We start from the raw sequence: 16,940 nt of genomic DNA on the forward strand, positions 1-16,940 counted from the left end.
CACGAGCTCCGAGGACTCATGGGCGAGCCCCTCGGAACCGAGAAGTCCATCAACGGTTTGGGGCTGAGACACGCGTGACCACCTTTGCGCCGGAGCGAGGTAGCGCCACCATAGAGGGTGCGGGCACCGTCGCACGCTCCGGACAGACGGTCCGCCGCGCAGGCCGCAAGGCCTACCTCCACCACCTCGACCTCATTCGGGTCACCACGTTCTCGCTGGTCATCTTTGTCCACTGTCTGACGCAGACGACCGACGAGTTCACCAGCATGCCGGTCAACACTGCGTCCTTGCTGCTGCATTTCACCCGCAACACCTTCTTCGCGCTGACCGGCTTCGTGCTGATGTATCAGAACTTCGACAACGCCGACTTCAGCACGACGGGGTTCTGGCGCAAACGCATCAAGTTGGTCATCTTCCCGTACATCATCTGGTCGGCGATCTACTGGCTCGTGCAGGAGGTGTGGGCGAAGGACCGGATCGGGGACGTCCTGTCGAATCCGGTCGGGAGCCTCGGCGAGTTCGGCCGACTGGCCGGCTGGGGACTGTCCGGCTTCCAGATGTACTTCCTGTTCGTGATGCTGCAGGTCTACCTGCTGTTCCCGCTGGTGCTGTGGCTGGTCCGCGCGACCCGCGGGCACCACGTCACACTTCTGGCGGCCAGCCTCGCCGTGCAGGTCGCGATCAGTGTGACCATCACCTTCTGGCATCCGCCCGCCCCCATCTCCCAGTACTGGTGGCATCACTACGCGACGTTCATCCCGTACCAGTTCTTCATCTTGTACGGCGCGGTGGCCGCGGTGCATCGCGAGGCCATCGCCCGATGGCTCGCGGGTAAGGGCTGGTGGCTCTTCGGCGCATTGCTGACGACCGGCATCTTCGCCGTCGGCACGTACCTGGCAGGAGTCTGGTTCGGCGGAAAGCCGGTGCACGACAGCAACTCCGCCTTTCATCCGACCCTGATCCCCTTCATCATCGTGGCGATCACCTGTCTGTACGCGGCGGCCGCACACTGGGCGAGCAACTGGCGCGACGTCACGCCGCGGTTCGCCCGGGCCGTCTCCTTCGCCTCCAACCGCTCGTTCGGTGTGTTCCTCGGACATGTGCTGGTGCTGTACTTCGTGCTCAAGCCGCAGTCCGGCGAGCAGCCCTGGATCCTGGCCACGCTCGGCCAGCCCTGGGGCACGTTGGTCACCTACGTCGCCACCATCGCGGGGGCGCTGCTGCTGGTGGAGATCCTGCGCCGCGTGCCGGGGTCGCTGTACCTCACCGGGCGCCCTCGGCTGCCGCTCGCGATCAAACGCTGATCGGCCTCGCCGACCGATTCACTGCCCGCTGATCGTGCTCAGCAACGCTCGTGGGCGCGCCAACGCCAGTTCGCGAACGTGGTTGCGCAACAGCGTCCACGTCGGGCAGTCACACCGAGCGGCCACACCGGTGGCATCGATCCCCCGGTTCCGGCACAACGCGATCGCTCGCGACAGGTGGAAGTCCTGCGTGATGATCACCGCGGCAGTGACGCCGAAATCCTCGTGAGCTCGACGACAACTCGCCTCGGTGTCCATGCCGAGCGGGTCGTCGGTGATGTCGTCGGCGTCGACGCCGTGTTGCTCGAGATAACGTCGCATCACCGCGGGCTCATCTCCTGCGGCAGCGGAACCGTTGCCCGAGTTGATGATCCGTGCAACGCGTCCGGAGCGGTAGAGGTCGACCGCGGTGTCTAGACGGCCGCGCACATAGTCACCGGGCTCGCCGTCGTCCACCAGCGATCCGAGTACCAGGGCCGTCGAACCGGCCGGGACGTCGGCCTCGTCGAGCACTCGTGCCGACGACGAGACGTACACCCAGGTGGCCGCGATCGTGATGATCAGCTCGACGGTCACGACGACGACGAGTACCGCCCGGGCTGCCGGATGCACGATCTCACGGTAGGCGATCGCACCTCCGCCGCCACCGGCTGCTGAGTCGTTTCTCACCACTTGGCTCAATCGGGAGATGGGGCCCGGTCGGGGGCTGATACTGAGATGATCGCACTGCCCGCACGGTGCCCCCACCCCAAGATCCAGAGGTCACCACGATGCCCTACATGCCAGTCACCGAATCCATGTTCCTGATCGCGGAGACCCGCGAGCAACCGATGCACGTCGGCGGACTCCAGCTGTTCGTGCCCAGGGAGGGACAATCGGGAACCGAACTCGCCGAGGAGATCTTCGAGACTTTCCAGGGCTGCACCGATGTGCGCCGTCTGTTCCGCAAGCGCCCCGCATCTCCGGCATCACTGTTCGGCTACGCCGCCTGGTCCCACGACGAGGAGATCGACTTCGACTACCACGTGCGTCGGGCCGTGCTGCCGCGCCCGGGTCGCATCCGCGAACTGCTGCGCTACGTGTCGCTCAACCACAGCGCCCTGCTCGACCGCACCCGTCCGATGTGGGAGCTCCACATCATCGACGGCCTCGAGGACGGCCGCGTCGCCATCTACACCAAGATCCATCACTCGCTCGTCGACGGCGTCTCGGCGCTGCGCCTCCTGGAGAACTCGCTGTCCACCGATCCCGACGATCGGAACGGCACCGCGTGGTGGGATCCCCGGCTCGTCCGACGATCAAGCAACTCGTCGTCGTCGGGTTCACGCATCCCGAAGCTCTCGGCGGTGGCCGGCCTTGTGGGGCAGGCCGTCGGCGTCGCCGGGCAGATCGTCGGGGCGGCGCCGGCCGCGGCCAGGGTCGCGTGGACCGCCGTCACCGACGACGACTTCTCCTCACCGTTCGTTCCGGCACCACGCACCATGCTCGACGTCTCGATCGGCAGCGCACGCCGATTCGCCGCCCAGCAGTGGCCGATGGAACGGCTCCGCGCGATCGCCTCGGCACTCGACATCACCCTCAACGACGTCATCGTCGCGATGTGCGGCGGGGCGCTGCGCTCTTACCTGATCGACCGCGACGACCTACCCGACACACCGCTCGTCGCGGCGATCCCCGTCTCGATGCACACCGACGACGCATCCGAGGGCAATCTGGTCACCGCCATCCTGGCGAACCTGGCGACCGATCAACCCGATCCGGAACGACGCCTGGCCACGGTGGTCGCCTCCACGCGTAAGGCGAAGCAGGTCATCCGTGGACTGTCACCGCTCCAGGCGCTGATGTTCGGCGCCGCGGCGTTCGCGCCACTGGCCCTCGCGCCTGTCCCGGGTTTCGTCCGCTACACGCCGCCCCAGTTCAACCTGATCATCAGCAACGTGCCAGGACCCTCCGAACAGCTCTACTGGAACGGCGCCCGGCTCGAAGGGGCGTATCCGGTGTCCATCGCGATGGAGGGTCTGGCGCTCAACATCACGGTCACGACCACGGCCGATCAGGTGAACTTCGGCCTCATCGGCGCACGCAAGGAACTACCCAGCCTGCAGCGACTCCTGACCCACCTCGACACCGCACTCGAGGAACTGGAGAAGGTCGCGGGAATCGTCGGCTGAGGCCGGATCGCCTCTCGCGCACCTTGTTGCGTGATGCTTCCCACACCGAGCGCACGGATCCCACACCTGACTCGACAGTAAGTTACTCACGAGTATCATCCACTGTGACAGTGGTGTCGGGACCGAGCGTTAGTTAGGTCATCCTTGGCAGCGCAACGCCCCCACAACAAACTACGGTTACCTGTAGTACACGTCGGCCCACGTGCGCCTGAGTCCTGCGCAAATGGGTCCGGCGATGACCTCAGAGAAAGGCCGGTACGCGCCCGTGACCTCCACGACGATTGCCATCGGCACGATCACGACGATCGTCAGCCTGTTCTGCTGGGCGATCTTCTTCCAAGGCATCAGCCGGATGGTCCGCACCATCAGCAAGGGCCAGAAGATCGACCGCTCCCGGATCTTCCCCATCCTGCCGCGCATGAAGACGGTGGTGATCGAGTTCGCGGCGCACACGCGCATGGCGAAGTTCCGCACCGTCGGCTGGGCGCACTGGCTCGTCATGGTCGGCTTCCTACTGGGTTTCATCTTCGTCTTCGAGGCCTACGGACAGGCCTTCAACCCGGACTTCCACTGGCCATGGCTGGGTGTGTGGGGCCCATACGTCCTCGCCGAGGAACTGCTCGGCTGGGCGACGGTGATCGGCGGGGTCGCACTGGTCGTCATCCGGCAGCTGAATCACCCGCGTGTGCCCGAGCGGATGTCACGGTTCGCGGGCTCGAACTTCGGTGCCGCCTATTTCGTCGAGGCTGTCGTCATCATCGAGGGCCTCGGCATGCTCGGCGTGAAGCTGTTCAAGATCGCGTCGGGTATCGAGCATGCACCGATCTGGGCTTCGCCCACACTCCACTACATCGCGATGCCTTTCGAAGGCGTGCCGGAGTGGTCGGTCTCCGCGATGGCCGTCGTCAAGTTGCTGTCGGCGATGATCTGGCTCGCCGTGGTGGGACGCAACATCAACTGGGGCGTCGCTTGGCACCGTTTCGCCGCGTTCTTCAACATCTACTTCAAGCGTGAGGCCGACGGCGGAGTCGCACTCGGCGCACTCAAGCCGATGATCAGCCAGGGGCAGGTCCTCGACATGGAGACCGCGGACCCCGATGTGGACGCATTCGGCGCCGGCAAGATCGAGGACTTCAGCTGGAAGGGCTGGCTCGACTTCACCACCTGCACCGAATGTGGTCGCTGCCAGAGCCAGTGCCCGGCCTGGAACACGGGTAAGCCGTTGTCACCCAAGCTCCTCATCATGTCGCTGCGCGATCACGGCTACGCGAAGGCGCCGTACCTGCTTGCCGGCGGCAAGAAGGACATGGGTGGCGACGAGGTCGGCCTCGTCGATGCCGACGGAAATGTGCTCGAGGACAAACTCGACGCGATCCCAGAGGCCGCGCGCGCAGAGGCCGCCCGCAAACTGGTCGGCGAGAGCAAGGGCGCACTCGGCGGCGGGAACGGCATCGAGGCCACCGACGGCGAGTTCGACCCGTCGGAACTCGGCGCCGTCATCGACACCGAGACCCTGTGGAGCTGCACCACGTGCGGCGCTTGCGTGGAGCAGTGCCCGGTCGACATCGAGCATGTCGACCACATCCTGGACATGCGCCGCTACCAGGTGCTGATCGAGTCCGACTTCCCGACCGAGCTCGCGGGCATGTTCAAGAACTTGGAGAACAAGGGCAACCCGTGGGGCCAGAACTCCTCGGCGCGCACCAACTGGATCGACGAGATGGACATCGAGATCCCGGTGTTCGGCAAGGACGTCGAGTCGTTCGCAGGCTTCGAGTACCTGTTCTGGGTCGGTTGCGCAGGCGCCTACGAGGACCGCGCGAAGAAGACCACCAAGGCCGTCGCCGAACTCCTCGACATCTCCGCGGTGAACTTCCTCGTCCTCGGCGAGGGTGAGACCTGCACCGGCGACTCGGCTCGCCGCGCGGGCAACGAGTTCCTGTTCCAGATGCTCGCCCAGCAGAACATCGAGATGCTCGGCGAGGTCTTCGCGACCGCGCCCGAACAGCGCAAGAAGATCGTCGTCACCTGTGCGCACTGCTTCAACGCGCTGGGCAACGAGTACCCGCAGCTGGGCGCCACCTACGAGGTGGTCCACCACACCCAGCTGCTGAACCGGCTGGTCCGGGAGAAGCGACTGGTCCCGGTGGCACCGCTCGGCGAAGGCGTCACCTATCACGACCCCTGCTATCTGGGCCGCCACAACAAGGTCTACGACGCCCCGCGTGAGCTGATGGGCGCATCGGGATCGACGCTGACCGAGATGCCGCGCCACGGCGAGCGGTCGATGTGCTGCGGCGCAGGCGGCGCCCGCATGTGGATGGAAGAGCAGATCGGCAAGCGCATCAACCTCGATCGCGTCGACGAGGCGCTCGACACCCTCGGTGCGTCGAAGGGTGATGCGCCGCAGAAGGTCGCGACCGGCTGCCCGTTCTGCCGCGTGATGCTGACCGACGGCGTCACCGCACGCACCAGCGGCACCGAGCAGGAAGGCAAGATCGAGGTCGTCGACGTCGCGCAGCTGCTCCTCGATTCGGTCAAGCGTGGCGCTCCCGAGGTGAGCCGCGGGGGCCGCTATCTGGGTCCCGCTTCGGTGCCGGCCGCAGCGCAAGCCGCGCCGGCCACCGAGGAGAAGGAAGCGGATGCCGCACCGACTGCCGCTGCCGCTGCGACCGCCACCGCGACGGAGGCCAAGCCGAAGCCCAAGGTCGGACTCGGCATGAAGGGCGGCAAGAAGCCCGGCGCCGCAGGGAAGACCGACGCCCCGGCCGCCGAGAAGGCCACCGAATCGGCACCGGCCGCGACGCCCGCAGCCGAGAAGAAGCCCGCCGCCAAGGGATTCGGCATGAAGGGCGGAGCCAAGCGCCCGGGTGCCGCCAAGCCCGAGGCCGGCTCTGCCGAGCCCGCACCCGCCGAGGCCGAGTCGTCGGCGGCCGTGGAATCCGCTGCGACCGAGAAGAAGCCTGCGGCAAAGGGCTTCGGCATGGGCAGTGCAAAGCGTCCCGGCGCGAAGAAGCCGAACGCCGCCGCTGCCGACGCGGGGGTCACCGCGCCCGCGGAGAGCAACGTCGCCGAGGCAGAGTCCGCCCCCGAGGCATCGCCGACCGCGGACACGGAATCCGCCGGCGCCGCCGCCGTGACCGAGGAAAAGCCTGCCAAGGCCAAGGGATTCGGCATGTCGGCAGGCAAGAAGCGGCCGGGTGGAGTCGGCAAGGCAGCTGCGGTCCCCGCGGCCGCACCGTCGAGCGAGGCCGCACCCAGTGAGCCCGCAGAGTCGACCGAGGCCGCACCGGCCGAGACCGCAGAGTCGTCGGCCGAGCCCGTCGAGGCGTCGAGCGAATCCACCACCGCGGCAGTGACCGAGGAAAAGCCCGCCAAGGCCAAGGGATTCGGCATGTCGGCAGGCAAGAAGCGGCCGGGCGGAGCATCCAAGGCCACTGCGGCCGCACCGGCTCCGGCTGCCGCGCCTGAGTCGACGCCGGAACCGGAAGCTCCGGAGCCGGAAACGGAGACCGAGTCGGAAGCGGAGTCCGAGGAATCGACACCGTCGTCCAACGGCAGCCGGACCATCGCCGAGGCAAGCACATCGAAGGCGAAGGGATTCGGCATCGCCGCGGGCAAGAAGCGCCCCGGACACAGCTGATCCGTCCCGACCACGTCGACCGCGCCCACAGTGGCGCGGTCGACGTGTTTCCGCACCCGAAGCGACACCCGGAAAACCGGTTTGCGCAGTGCTGTCACAATTGAACTCGTGAGTAGACCGCATGTATCGCATCTGAACCAGAACCTCAAGCCACTCGAGCAGTCGCAGAAGCTGCAGAACGTGTGCTACGAGATCCGGGGGCCGGTGCATGCGCATGCGGCACGACTCGAGGCCGAGGGCCACCGGATCATGAAGCTCAACATCGGCAACCCGGCCCTGTTCGGCTTCGAGGCACCCGATGTGATCATGCGCGACATGATCCACGCCCTGCCGTATTCACAGGGGTACTCCGAGTCGGCGGGTGTGCTGTCGGCACGACGCGCTGTCGTCACCCGGTACGAGCTCATCCCCGACTTCCCGTACTTCGACGTCGACGACGTGATCCTGGGCAACGGTGTGTCCGAGCTGATCACGATGACCATGCAGTCGCTGCTCAACGACGGCGACGAAGTGCTCATCCCCTCGCCCGACTACCCGCTCTGGACCGCGATGACCGCGCTGTCGGGCGGGCGTGCGGTGCATTACCGCTGCGACGAGGACAACGGGTGGAACCCCGACATCGCCGACATCGCCTCGAAGATCACCGACCGCACCAAGGCGATCGTGATCATCAACCCCAACAACCCGACGGGCGCCGTCTACTCACGCGAGGTTCTCGAACAGCTCGTCGAGCTCGCCCGAGCGCATTCGCTGTTGATCATGGCCGACGAGATCTACGACAAGATCCTCTACGACGACGCAGAGCACGTGAACGTGGCGTCGCTGGCCCCGGATCTCCTCTGCCTCACCTTCAACGGCCTGTCGAAGGCCTACCGGGTCTGTGGCTATCGAGCAGGCTGGCTGGTCCTCACCGGCCCGAAGGACCATGCGAGGGGATTCATCGAAGGTCTCGGGATCCTCGCCTCCACCCGACTCTGCTCCAACGTGCCCGGCCAGCATGCCATCCAGGTCGCGCTCGGTGGTTATCAGAGCATCGACGCGCTCGTCGAACCCGGCGGGCGTCTCTTCGAGCAGCGCAACGTCACCTGGGAGAAGCTCAACGAGATCCCCGGCGTGAGCTGTGTGAAGCCGATGGGCGCGCTCTACGCGTTCCCCCGCCTCGACCCCGAGGTGCACGAGATCCACAACGACGAATTGTTCGTCCAGGACCTGCTCCTACAGGAGAAGATCCTGGTCGTACAGGGAACCGGCTTCAACCTCACCGACCACAACCATTTCCGGATCGTCACCCTCCCCTGGTCCCGCGACCTCGGTGTCGCGATCGAGCGAATCGGGAACTTCCTGTCGTCGTATCGGCAGTGACCTGCGCGGATGTGGTTCCGCAGGGATACACGTGACGCTGCGTCACGGACACCCTGGTCAATTCCTGTGACGCTTGGTAACGTCTAACTCCATTCGATCGTCTCGAAGGGGAGTCGCATGGTCGATTGGCGTAAGAGCAGTGTCACCAACGACGGGGTTCACCTCGCCGTTTTCGAAGTGGCGGGATCGGCCGAGCCCGGTGTCGCCGACCCGCGTCCGACCGTCCTGCTGATCCACGGCTGGCCGGACACCCATCACCTGTGGACGCACGTCGCACCGGCGCTGGCCGAGGATTTTCGGGTGGTGGCCTACGACTGCCGCGGATTCGGGGAGAGTGACCGCCCCGACGGCGACGTCCGGTATCGGTTGAGCGCCCTCGCGGACGACTTGTTCGCGGTGGCCGAGGCCGTCAGCGCGGATCGGCCCGTCCACATCGTCGCCCACGACTGGGGATCGGTACAGGCCTGGGAGGCGGTCACCCGACCGGGCGCGGAGCTGCGCATCGGATCGTTCGTCTCCGTGTCCGGGCCCAACCTCGACTACCTCGCCGACTGGGCCCGGCACAATCTCTCCCGACCGACTCCGCGCAAACTGGGACGCGCTCTTGCGCAAGCGAGTTCGTCGTCGTACACGGTCTTCTTCCAGCTACCCGTACTGCCGAAGATGTTCTTCGGCGCGGCGGGGACCCCAGCGGTGTGGCGCGAGTTCCTGCATCGGGTCGAGGGCACGCCACGGGAGAACGTGGTGGTCGCAGACACATTGGGCGACGACATGATCTCCGGCCTCCGGCTCTACCGGGCCAACATCAGGCACAAGCTCCGCAATCCGGAGTCACGGCCGACGGCGGTCCCGGTGCTCGAGCTGGTCAACGAGCGAGACATCGCGCTACGCCCCGCGATCTTCGACGACACCTACCGGCACGCCCAGCGACTGTGGCGACGCAACACCCCGACCGGGCACTGGCTGCCGTACACACGGCCCGGGTATCTTGCTGATGTGGCACGAGAGTTCATCGCCACGCACTCCACGGGCTCGCGGACCGACACCGCGGGTCGGATCGACCGCGCGCGAGTGTTCAGCAGGCCGAATCCCCTGTCCGGCAAGCTCGCCGTGATCACCGGTGCAGGCAGCGGCATCGGCCGCGCCACTGCGCGGGCCCTCGCCGAGCGTGGATGCGAACTCGTCCTGGCCGACATCGACACCGCCGCCGTCGAGGAGACGGTCCAGGAGAGCAAGGCCGCAGGCGCCCTGGCATCGTCGTATGAACTCGACGTCTCCGATACCGCGGCGGTCGCGGACTTCGCCGGTGTCGTCCGCACCAGGCATGGTGTCCCGGACATCGTCGTCAACAATGCCGGCATCGGTCTGGCCGGTGGTGCTCTCGACGCGACCGACGAACAGATCGATCGCTTGCTGGACGTGAATCTGCGCGGGGTGGTCTCCGGCAGTAGGGCATTCGGCAGGCAGATGGTCGAGCGTGGCGTTGGTGGGCACATCGTCAACATCGCTTCCGCCGCCGCCTTCACACCGCAGCGCACGCTCGGGGTGTATGCGGCATCCAAGGCCGGCGTGTTGCTGTTCTCCGAATCGCTGCGAGCGGAACTGGCCGAACACCGGATCGGCGTCACGGCCATCTGTCCGGGCATCGTGGACACCGCCATCGTGGGCAACACCCCGATCGCCGGACTGGACGCGACACATGAAGCAGCCGAACAAGATCGGCTCGCCGGCCTGTACCGTCGACGCGGCTTCACCCCGGACAGGGTCGCCGACGACATCGTCCGCGCCATCATCCGGGACAAGGCGGTCGTCCCGGTGACGGCCGAAGCCAAGATCGGCTATCGCATCTATCGATTCACACCCTGGCTGTCGCGCTTCGCGGCGCGCCAGAAGGTCACCCGCTAGAGAGGATTCGACGACGATGTCTGCGCCCGCACATGCCGAGCATCCACATCCGATCAGCGACGCTCGTGAGCCATGCGATCTGGACGGTTCCGATCCGGGTCCGGTGGAACTCCACGCCCGCAATGTCACCTTCGACTGGTCGGATACGCCGCTGCACTGGATCCCCGACCACCCCGTCCCGTCCAACTTCATCAGCGTGCTCAACCTCCTGCTGCCCGAAGGGGAGCGCTGGTTTGTGCAGACGTACAACGAGGCGCTCCCGCTCGTCGCCGACGACGAGCTCGCCGCCACCATGCGAGGATTCATCGGGCAGGAGGCAATGCATGCCGAGGCCCACGACCACGTGCTGTGGGAGTTCCTGGATCATCATGGAATCGATCCGCGGCCCTATCAGCGCCAGATGGAATGGATCTTCCGAAAGGTCCTGGGCCCCATGCGCGGCGGCAGCCCCAAGGCACGGCAGAAGCACCTCATCGAACGCTTGTGGCTCATCGCCGCGCTGGAGCACTACACCGCGATCCTCGGCGATTTCGCCCTCAACAACACCTGGGTCGAATCCGGCGCCGATCCGGGGATGACCGACCTGTTCACCTGGCATGGCGCCGAGGAGGTCGAGCACCGCGCGGTCGCCCACGAGGTGGCGATCTATTTCGGCGACGGCTACCTGCGCCGCGGCCGCGCGATGCTGGTGGCCCTGCCCGTACTGCTGCTGCTGCTCAACCGGGGCTTCCGGTTCATCATGAAGCAGGACACATCGTTGTCGTACAACTACTTCCAACGGCAGTACCACTACTTCCGCGGCGTCCATGCCGGCGTGCTGCCGAAGATGCGCAAGATCATCCTCGCGACCTTCAGCTACTTCCGGCCCGGATTCCATCCCAACGAGATCGGCAGCACCGCGCAGGCCGTAGCCTATCTCGCCGCGTCTCCGGCCGCCCGCAACGCCGGCTGACCCGAAGGTATGCGATGAACCAGCGTGCGCACCCCCACAGCACCGAGATGACCGCTCCCCCTCCACATCTCTACGGACGGTGGCGCCACGACCCGTTCCTCACCGTGGGCACCGTCATGGCAAAGATGTGGTGGCCGTTCTGGCGGCCACTCGCCCCGCTGCACCCCACCCCGGCCGACGACGGCGTGACGACTCTGCAACTCATCGACCGCGAAGTGGTGGCCGCCGACGAGAATGTTGTCGCGCTGACCCTGGCCGCGCCCGACGGCGACATCCTCCCCAGGTGGCATCCGGGCGCTCACCTCGACCTGCTGCTGCCGTCGGGCCGGATGCGGGAGTACTCACTGTGCGGAGACCCGGCCGATCGTCGCACCTACCGGATCGCCGTGCGCCGCATCCCCGATGGTGGCGGCGGATCCATCGAGGTGCACGACGACCTGCACGTCGGCGATCCGGTCTCGATCAAGGGACCTCGCAACGCCTTTCCCCTCGCCATCCCGGGCCACGGGTCGCATGCCCAGTCGATCCGGTTCATCGCCGCCGGCATCGGTATCACCCCGATCCTCCCGATGCTGGCCGCCGCCGACCGGTTCGGCCTCGACTGGTCGATGATCTACACCGGACGCACGATCGAGTCGATCCCGTTCCGCGACGAACTCGCCCGATACGGCGACCGGATCACCATCCGCACCGACGCCGAACACGGTCTGCCTGCCATGGACGAACTGCTCGGTCCGATCGATCCCGAGACCGGCCGCGCGCCGGGCGGGCTCGCGGTCTACTGCTGCGGACCGGTACCGATGTTGGAGCGCCTTCGCCGACATCTGGCCGATCGACCCGACATCGAACTGCACTACGAACGCTTCAGCCCGCCGCCGGTCGAGGACGGCAGGCCGTTCACGGTCACGCTCGCGTCGACCGGTCAGGAGATCCCCGTGGCCGCCGACGAGACCGCGCTCGCCGCCATCCGGGAGGTCCTGCCGTCGGTCCCGTACTCGTGTCAGCAGGGCTTCTGCGGAACCTGCAAGGTGAGGATGCTGTCCGGCGCACCTGATCACCGCGACAACATCCTCACCGAGCCGGAACGCACCCAGGGCATGTTCCTCACCTGCGTGTCACGGGCGGACGGCGACCGCCTCACCCTCGATCTCTAGGCCTGCGGGGTCGTCGACGATCACCGGCGCGTCGGTTGCCTGCCCGCTCGGGACACCCCGTAGGAAGTAGGCGGCCGCGAGCGCCGCGGCCGCGGTGACCGCGACCGCCACCCAGACCGCGCTGTGCAGGCCTTCGACGAACACATCCTGCACCGCGAACCGCAGCTGTTGTGCAACCTCCGACGGCGCCCGGGCAGCCACCTCGACCCCCGACATCACCGAGTCCTCCGCGATTCCGGTGGCAGCCTGCGGCACACCGAGATCGGCAAGGCGATCACCGACACCCGAGGTGTACACCGACGTCAGCACCGAGCCCAGCACCGCGACGCCGAGCGTCCCGCCGATCTCACGAGTGGTGTCGTTGACCGCCGAGCCGGCCCCCGCCTGCTCGGGTGTGAGCGCGTCCATGATCACCTGCGTGCACGGTCCCGAGATGAAGGCGAGCCCCATCGCCATCAGCGACATCGACCAGATGATCAGCTCCCAATAGCCCGACACCCGCGACGACACCTCCACGAGCGCGAAGCCGCCCGACATCAGCAACGCACCGACCACCGAGACCATCCGCGGCCCGAATCGATGCGACAGGGCCATCGCGAACGGCGAGAAGACCGCCATCACCAGCGCGAACGGCAGGGTGCGCAGTCCGGCTTCGAAGGGGCCGTAGCCCTGGACCGCCTGGAAGAACTGGGTGATCAGGAAGATGAAGCCGAACAGTGCGAAGAACGCGACACTGATCATGCCGGCGGCCGCGGCGAATCGGCGGTTGGCGAACAGTCGAATGTTCAGGATCGGATGCTCGACGGCAAGTTCCCGCCATGCGAAGAGCCCCAGAGCGATTCCCGCGACAACGAGTCCGCCGATGGTTCGCGGATCGGTCCAGCCGAAGTGCGGCCCCTCGATCACCGAGTACGTCAGCAATCCGAGACCGATGATCGAGAGCACCAGACCGATTGCGTCGAAACGAGATACCGATTCCGGACGCGTGCCCGGCACCACCAGCACGATCGCCAGCGCGGCCACCACCGCCATCGGCAGATTGACCCAGAACACGGACGACCACGAATAGTGCTCGAGCAGCCAGCCGCCGAGCACCGGACCGACGGCCACCGCGATGCCCGACGTCGCGGCCCAGATGCCCACGGCCGCAGCACGTTGCTTGGACTCGGTGAAGATCGACATGATGATCGCCAGCGTCGCCGGGAACACCAGGGCGGCGAACAACCCGAGCCCGCCGCGGCTCGCGATCAATTGCCCCAGGGTCTGCGAGGACGCAGCCAGCACCGAGACCACCGCGAATCCGGCGATGCCGGTCAGCAGCATGCGGCGGTGTCCGAATCGATCGCCGAGATAGCCGCCGGTGAGCAACAGGCCGGCGAACACGAGCGTGTAGGCGTCCACGATCCACTGGAGCCCGGAGATCCCGGCATCGAGATCGCGCGCCATGGTGGGCAGCGCGACGTTGACGATCGTGTTGTCGACCATCACGAGTAGTTCGGCAAAGCACAGGGCCGCCAGAGCGAGCCAACGAGTTCTCATGACCTCTCCTTCGAATTGTCCGGTCCCGATGTACGAGCGTCACGTTTCCTGCTCCCTGAGGAGCGAGCGTCACGAAGGGCCGGGATTGGAACGTCGTCACATTGTTGTAGCACGTTGTTCTATTCAAGAAGAACACTGTTCTAGTACGCTGTCAATATGCCGCCGCAGAAAACCGCTCGAACTCCCGCGACCGAAGTGCGTGCGAACCTCGTCTCCGCCGGGCGTCGGCTGCTGGAACGAGAGGGCGCGGCCGCGCTGACCGTCCGTGCCGTGGCCACCGAGGCCGGCGTGGCGCCGATGGGCGTCTACAACCACTTCGACGGCAAGGACGGTCTGCTGGACGCCGTGGTCACCGATGGCTTCGCCGAGTTCGCCACCAGGGTCGCCGCGCACGACGCGGACGCCGCGACGCGACTGCGCAACAGCGGCCGCAACTACCGGGCGTTCGCGATCGCCAACCCGATCCTCTACGGATTGATGTTCTCGGCCGAGTGCACAGCCGACGACGAGGTGGCCGCGCGGGCGTTCGGGGTGCTGGCCGACATCGTCGGCTACGGCCAGGTCGCCGGGGTGATCCGCTCCGGCGACCCCACGCAGCTGGCCGCGCAGATCTGGGCATGTGTGCACGGCGCGGTGTCCTTGGAGCTCGGGTCGGTATATCCGCCGTTCATCGACGCGTCCGGCTCGTACGAGGAGGTCCTCGACCTCATCGCGCGAGGAGTCGCGGCCTGAGCCGAGCGGCGGGCCCGATCTGGGACAATGTCGCGGTGACCGAATACCGGATCGACGATCTGGCACGGGCCGCGGGCACCACCACCCGCAACGTCCGTGGCTACCAGGACCGAGGTTTGCTCCCGCGCCCTCTGCGGCGTGGACGCATCGCCATCTACACCGATGCCCACCTCGCGCGGCTGCGGGTGATCAACGATCTGCTCAAACGCGGTTTCACCATCCGCCACATCGGCGACTTCCTCTCCGGAATCCAACGCGGCGACAACCTCGCCGAGGTGCTGGGCCTCGAGGAGGTGGTGTCCGAGCCGTGGTCGACCGCGACGTCGACCACGATGGCGGCCGAGGACCTCAAAGACCTGCTCAACTCCGGAAACCCCGCGCATTTCGAGCGTCTCGCAGAATTCGGCCTCATCGCTCCGAAGGGCGACGAAGCGCACCCCAAGCAGTACACGATCCTCGATCAGGAAACCGTTTCCGCGTACGGCCGCCTCGTGAAACTCGGGTTGCCCCTCAGCGGCATCCTCGACGTCCACGGCCGGCTCGACCAGGAGATGGCAGCGGTCGCAAAGGTGGTGATCTCCGCCGGACGTCGCGCCATCACCGAAGGGCATGAGGACGGCTGGTTGCCCCGTACGCCTGCCGAATCCGAGTGGGCGAAAGAACTCCTCGGCGAGATGCGGCATGCGGGCTCGATCTCGGCGCACAACGCCCTCGACCGCGCCCTCGATCGAGACCTCGCACGCCAGCTCAACGACTATCTCGGCCGGGCGCGCCACACGAGCGCCGAGAATCCGTCGGCAGACTGACCTATCCCGGCAGGCCTATCCCGGCAGGACGATCGGCGGCAACCCGGGGATCGGATTGGGGAAGACGCGCTGCCGTGGCAGGGGTGGCGGCGCCGGTACGGGTGGCGGCGCCGGTGCAGGCGCGTTCTGCCGCGGTCGCGGGCGCGGCGCCGGCCGCCGCGGCTCGCCGGTGCGCTGACTGCCGGTCGACGTCTCGTCGGATGACGACCCCTCGCTGGTCGTCTCCGGAGGTGGCGGGGGCGGTACGTAGGTGACTGCAGGCACCCGCGCTTCCGTGAGATCCGCCGGGTCGGCGTAGGACGAGTCGTTCTGCGATGTCGCTGTGGTGTCGTCGCCCATGGCCGACGGCCGATCGGAGTCCCCGCCGCCGGTCACCGCGACGGCGGTCGCGGTACCGATCGCAATGATCGCGCAGATGGCAGCGATGCCGATGAGTGCACGCCTACCCGTCAGTCGCTGTCGCCACACCATCGCGCGGGTCGCCGGTCGCGGCTTGCCTGCGTCCGGCTCGAGATCCCATCCGCTCGGTTCGGCGGCGGGGCGAGGCGTGGTCTGCCGCACCGACGGGGACTGCGTTGGCTGCGGGGACTGCCGGGGTGGTTCCGGTTCGCTCGGTGGAACAGGCTCGGACACAAACAGATCCGAGGTCAACGCGAGCGACGCCGGCGGCCGGGCGCCGAGTGGGACACCGTCGTCGTGCCGTCGCTCGGAGAGATCGGCCTCGGGAGCGCTTGCCGGTCGCAACGCGATCACCGGAACCGGCGCACGTTGTCCGAGCATCGCGGGGAGGCCGGGCCAGGCCTCGTGTCCGCCGGCAAGCACCAGAGAGGTGATGCGGCCGGGGGCATCGGCGGCCGCCTCTTCACACAGCAGGCCGACCCCGTCGGCGAACTCGGCCGTGGCCTCGTCGAGATCGCCCTGCGCGACGCGGAAGTACTCCACGTGGTCACGGCCGACGATGAAGGTGCCGTCCGTCGTGGCGAGACGAGTCCGCCCTCGACGCGCGAGGTCGAGCAGTTCGACGGACCACTCCTCGGAGGTCGGCTGCGCCACCCGCCCGACCCGGACCAGATGCGCCGCCAGGAGTTGGTCGAGCGCCGCCGGCCGGATGGCGGGGGCCATCAGCGCAGCGACCGAGGCATCGAGGCGCGGGTCCACTGTGGTGACCCTCAGGCCGTCGTCGGTGACATCGACGAGCAGGAACGGCAGGTCGGCGGGAATGCCCCTGGCCAGTTGTCGAGCCGCCACATCGCCGAGGAGTTCATGGCTGACCGGATGCGCGTGGACGTCGGTCGTGGTGGCCAGCGCCCCACGACCAATGGTCGTCGCCTCGTCTGTCATGCGATCTGATGTCCCGCGTCGATGAACCCAT

At 67.0% G+C, this 16,940-nt stretch carries 12 protein-coding genes; 9 read left to right on the forward strand and 3 right to left on the reverse strand.

The window, feature by feature from the left end:
- Positions 1–74 precede the first annotated feature (74 nt).
- The gene (locus tag OVA31_RS08275) at positions 75–1,304 is read left to right on the forward strand and encodes an acyltransferase (protein WP_420714155.1); all 1,230 of its coding nucleotides are present in this window, start codon (positions 75–77) and stop codon (positions 1,302–1,304) included.
- 18 nt (positions 1,305–1,322) lie between these two features.
- Here OVA31_RS08275 and OVA31_RS08280 read toward each other — a convergent pair whose 3' ends face one another.
- Positions 1,323–1,916 (reverse strand): SanA/YdcF family protein, encoded by a 594-nt coding sequence (locus OVA31_RS08280; protein ID WP_420714199.1) that lies wholly within the window; start codon positions 1,914–1,916, stop codon positions 1,323–1,325.
- A gap of 158 nt (positions 1,917–2,074) precedes the next feature.
- Here OVA31_RS08280 and OVA31_RS08285 point away from each other — a divergent pair, with 158 nt between their 5' ends.
- From OVA31_RS08285 to OVA31_RS08310, 6 genes are all read left to right on the forward strand, one after another.
- Positions 2,075–3,475, forward strand: coding sequence for a WS/DGAT/MGAT family O-acyltransferase (locus OVA31_RS08285; RefSeq protein ID WP_267630602.1), 1,401 nt, complete (start codon positions 2,075–2,077; stop codon positions 3,473–3,475).
- 265 nt (positions 3,476–3,740) lie between these two features.
- On the forward strand, positions 3,741–7,118 hold the full coding sequence (locus tag OVA31_RS08290; RefSeq protein WP_267631450.1) for a heterodisulfide reductase-related iron-sulfur binding cluster: 3,378 nt from the start codon (positions 3,741–3,743) through the stop codon (positions 7,116–7,118).
- A 108-nt stretch (positions 7,119–7,226) separates the two neighbouring features.
- Positions 7,227–8,480: a pyridoxal phosphate-dependent aminotransferase gene (locus OVA31_RS08295; RefSeq protein ID WP_267630603.1), complete on the forward strand. Its 1,254-nt coding sequence runs from the start codon at positions 7,227–7,229 to the stop codon at positions 8,478–8,480.
- Positions 8,481–8,597: 117 nt separating this feature from the next.
- Complete coding sequence (locus OVA31_RS08300; protein ID WP_267630604.1) at positions 8,598–10,385, forward strand: SDR family oxidoreductase; 1,788 nt, start codon at positions 8,598–8,600, stop codon at positions 10,383–10,385.
- 16 nt (positions 10,386–10,401) lie between these two features.
- Positions 10,402–11,337 (forward strand): metal-dependent hydrolase, encoded by a 936-nt coding sequence (locus tag OVA31_RS08305; protein WP_267630605.1) that lies wholly within the window; start codon positions 10,402–10,404, stop codon positions 11,335–11,337.
- Positions 11,338–11,351: 14 nt separating this feature from the next.
- Positions 11,352–12,491, forward strand: coding sequence for a PDR/VanB family oxidoreductase (locus tag OVA31_RS08310; RefSeq protein WP_267630606.1), 1,140 nt, complete (start codon positions 11,352–11,354; stop codon positions 12,489–12,491).
- Here OVA31_RS08310 and OVA31_RS08315 read toward each other — a convergent pair.
- Positions 12,453–14,030, reverse strand: a complete 1,578-nt coding sequence (locus tag OVA31_RS08315; RefSeq protein ID WP_267630607.1) for an MFS transporter — start codon at positions 14,028–14,030, stop codon at positions 12,453–12,455. The genes OVA31_RS08310 and OVA31_RS08315 overlap by 39 nt on opposite strands.
- A gap of 156 nt (positions 14,031–14,186) precedes the next feature.
- Here OVA31_RS08315 and OVA31_RS08320 point away from each other — a divergent pair, with 156 nt between their 5' ends.
- Positions 14,187–14,762: a TetR/AcrR family transcriptional regulator gene (locus OVA31_RS08320; RefSeq protein ID WP_267630608.1), complete on the forward strand. Its 576-nt coding sequence runs from the start codon at positions 14,187–14,189 to the stop codon at positions 14,760–14,762.
- 35 nt (positions 14,763–14,797) lie between these two features.
- A complete protein-coding gene (locus OVA31_RS08325; protein ID WP_267630609.1) occupies positions 14,798–15,568 on the forward strand; it encodes a MerR family transcriptional regulator in 771 nt (256 codons plus the stop codon).
- A 15-nt stretch (positions 15,569–15,583) separates the two neighbouring features.
- Here the strand turns inward: OVA31_RS08325 and OVA31_RS08330 are convergent, their stop codons facing one another.
- Positions 15,584–16,909: a hypothetical protein gene (locus tag OVA31_RS08330; RefSeq protein ID WP_267630610.1), complete on the reverse strand. Its 1,326-nt coding sequence runs from the start codon at positions 16,907–16,909 to the stop codon at positions 15,584–15,586.
- Positions 16,910–16,940 lie beyond the last annotated feature (31 nt).

The organism is Gordonia sp. SL306, assembly GCF_026625785.1.
Taxonomy (GTDB): Bacteria; Actinomycetota; Actinomycetes; order Mycobacteriales; family Mycobacteriaceae; genus Gordonia.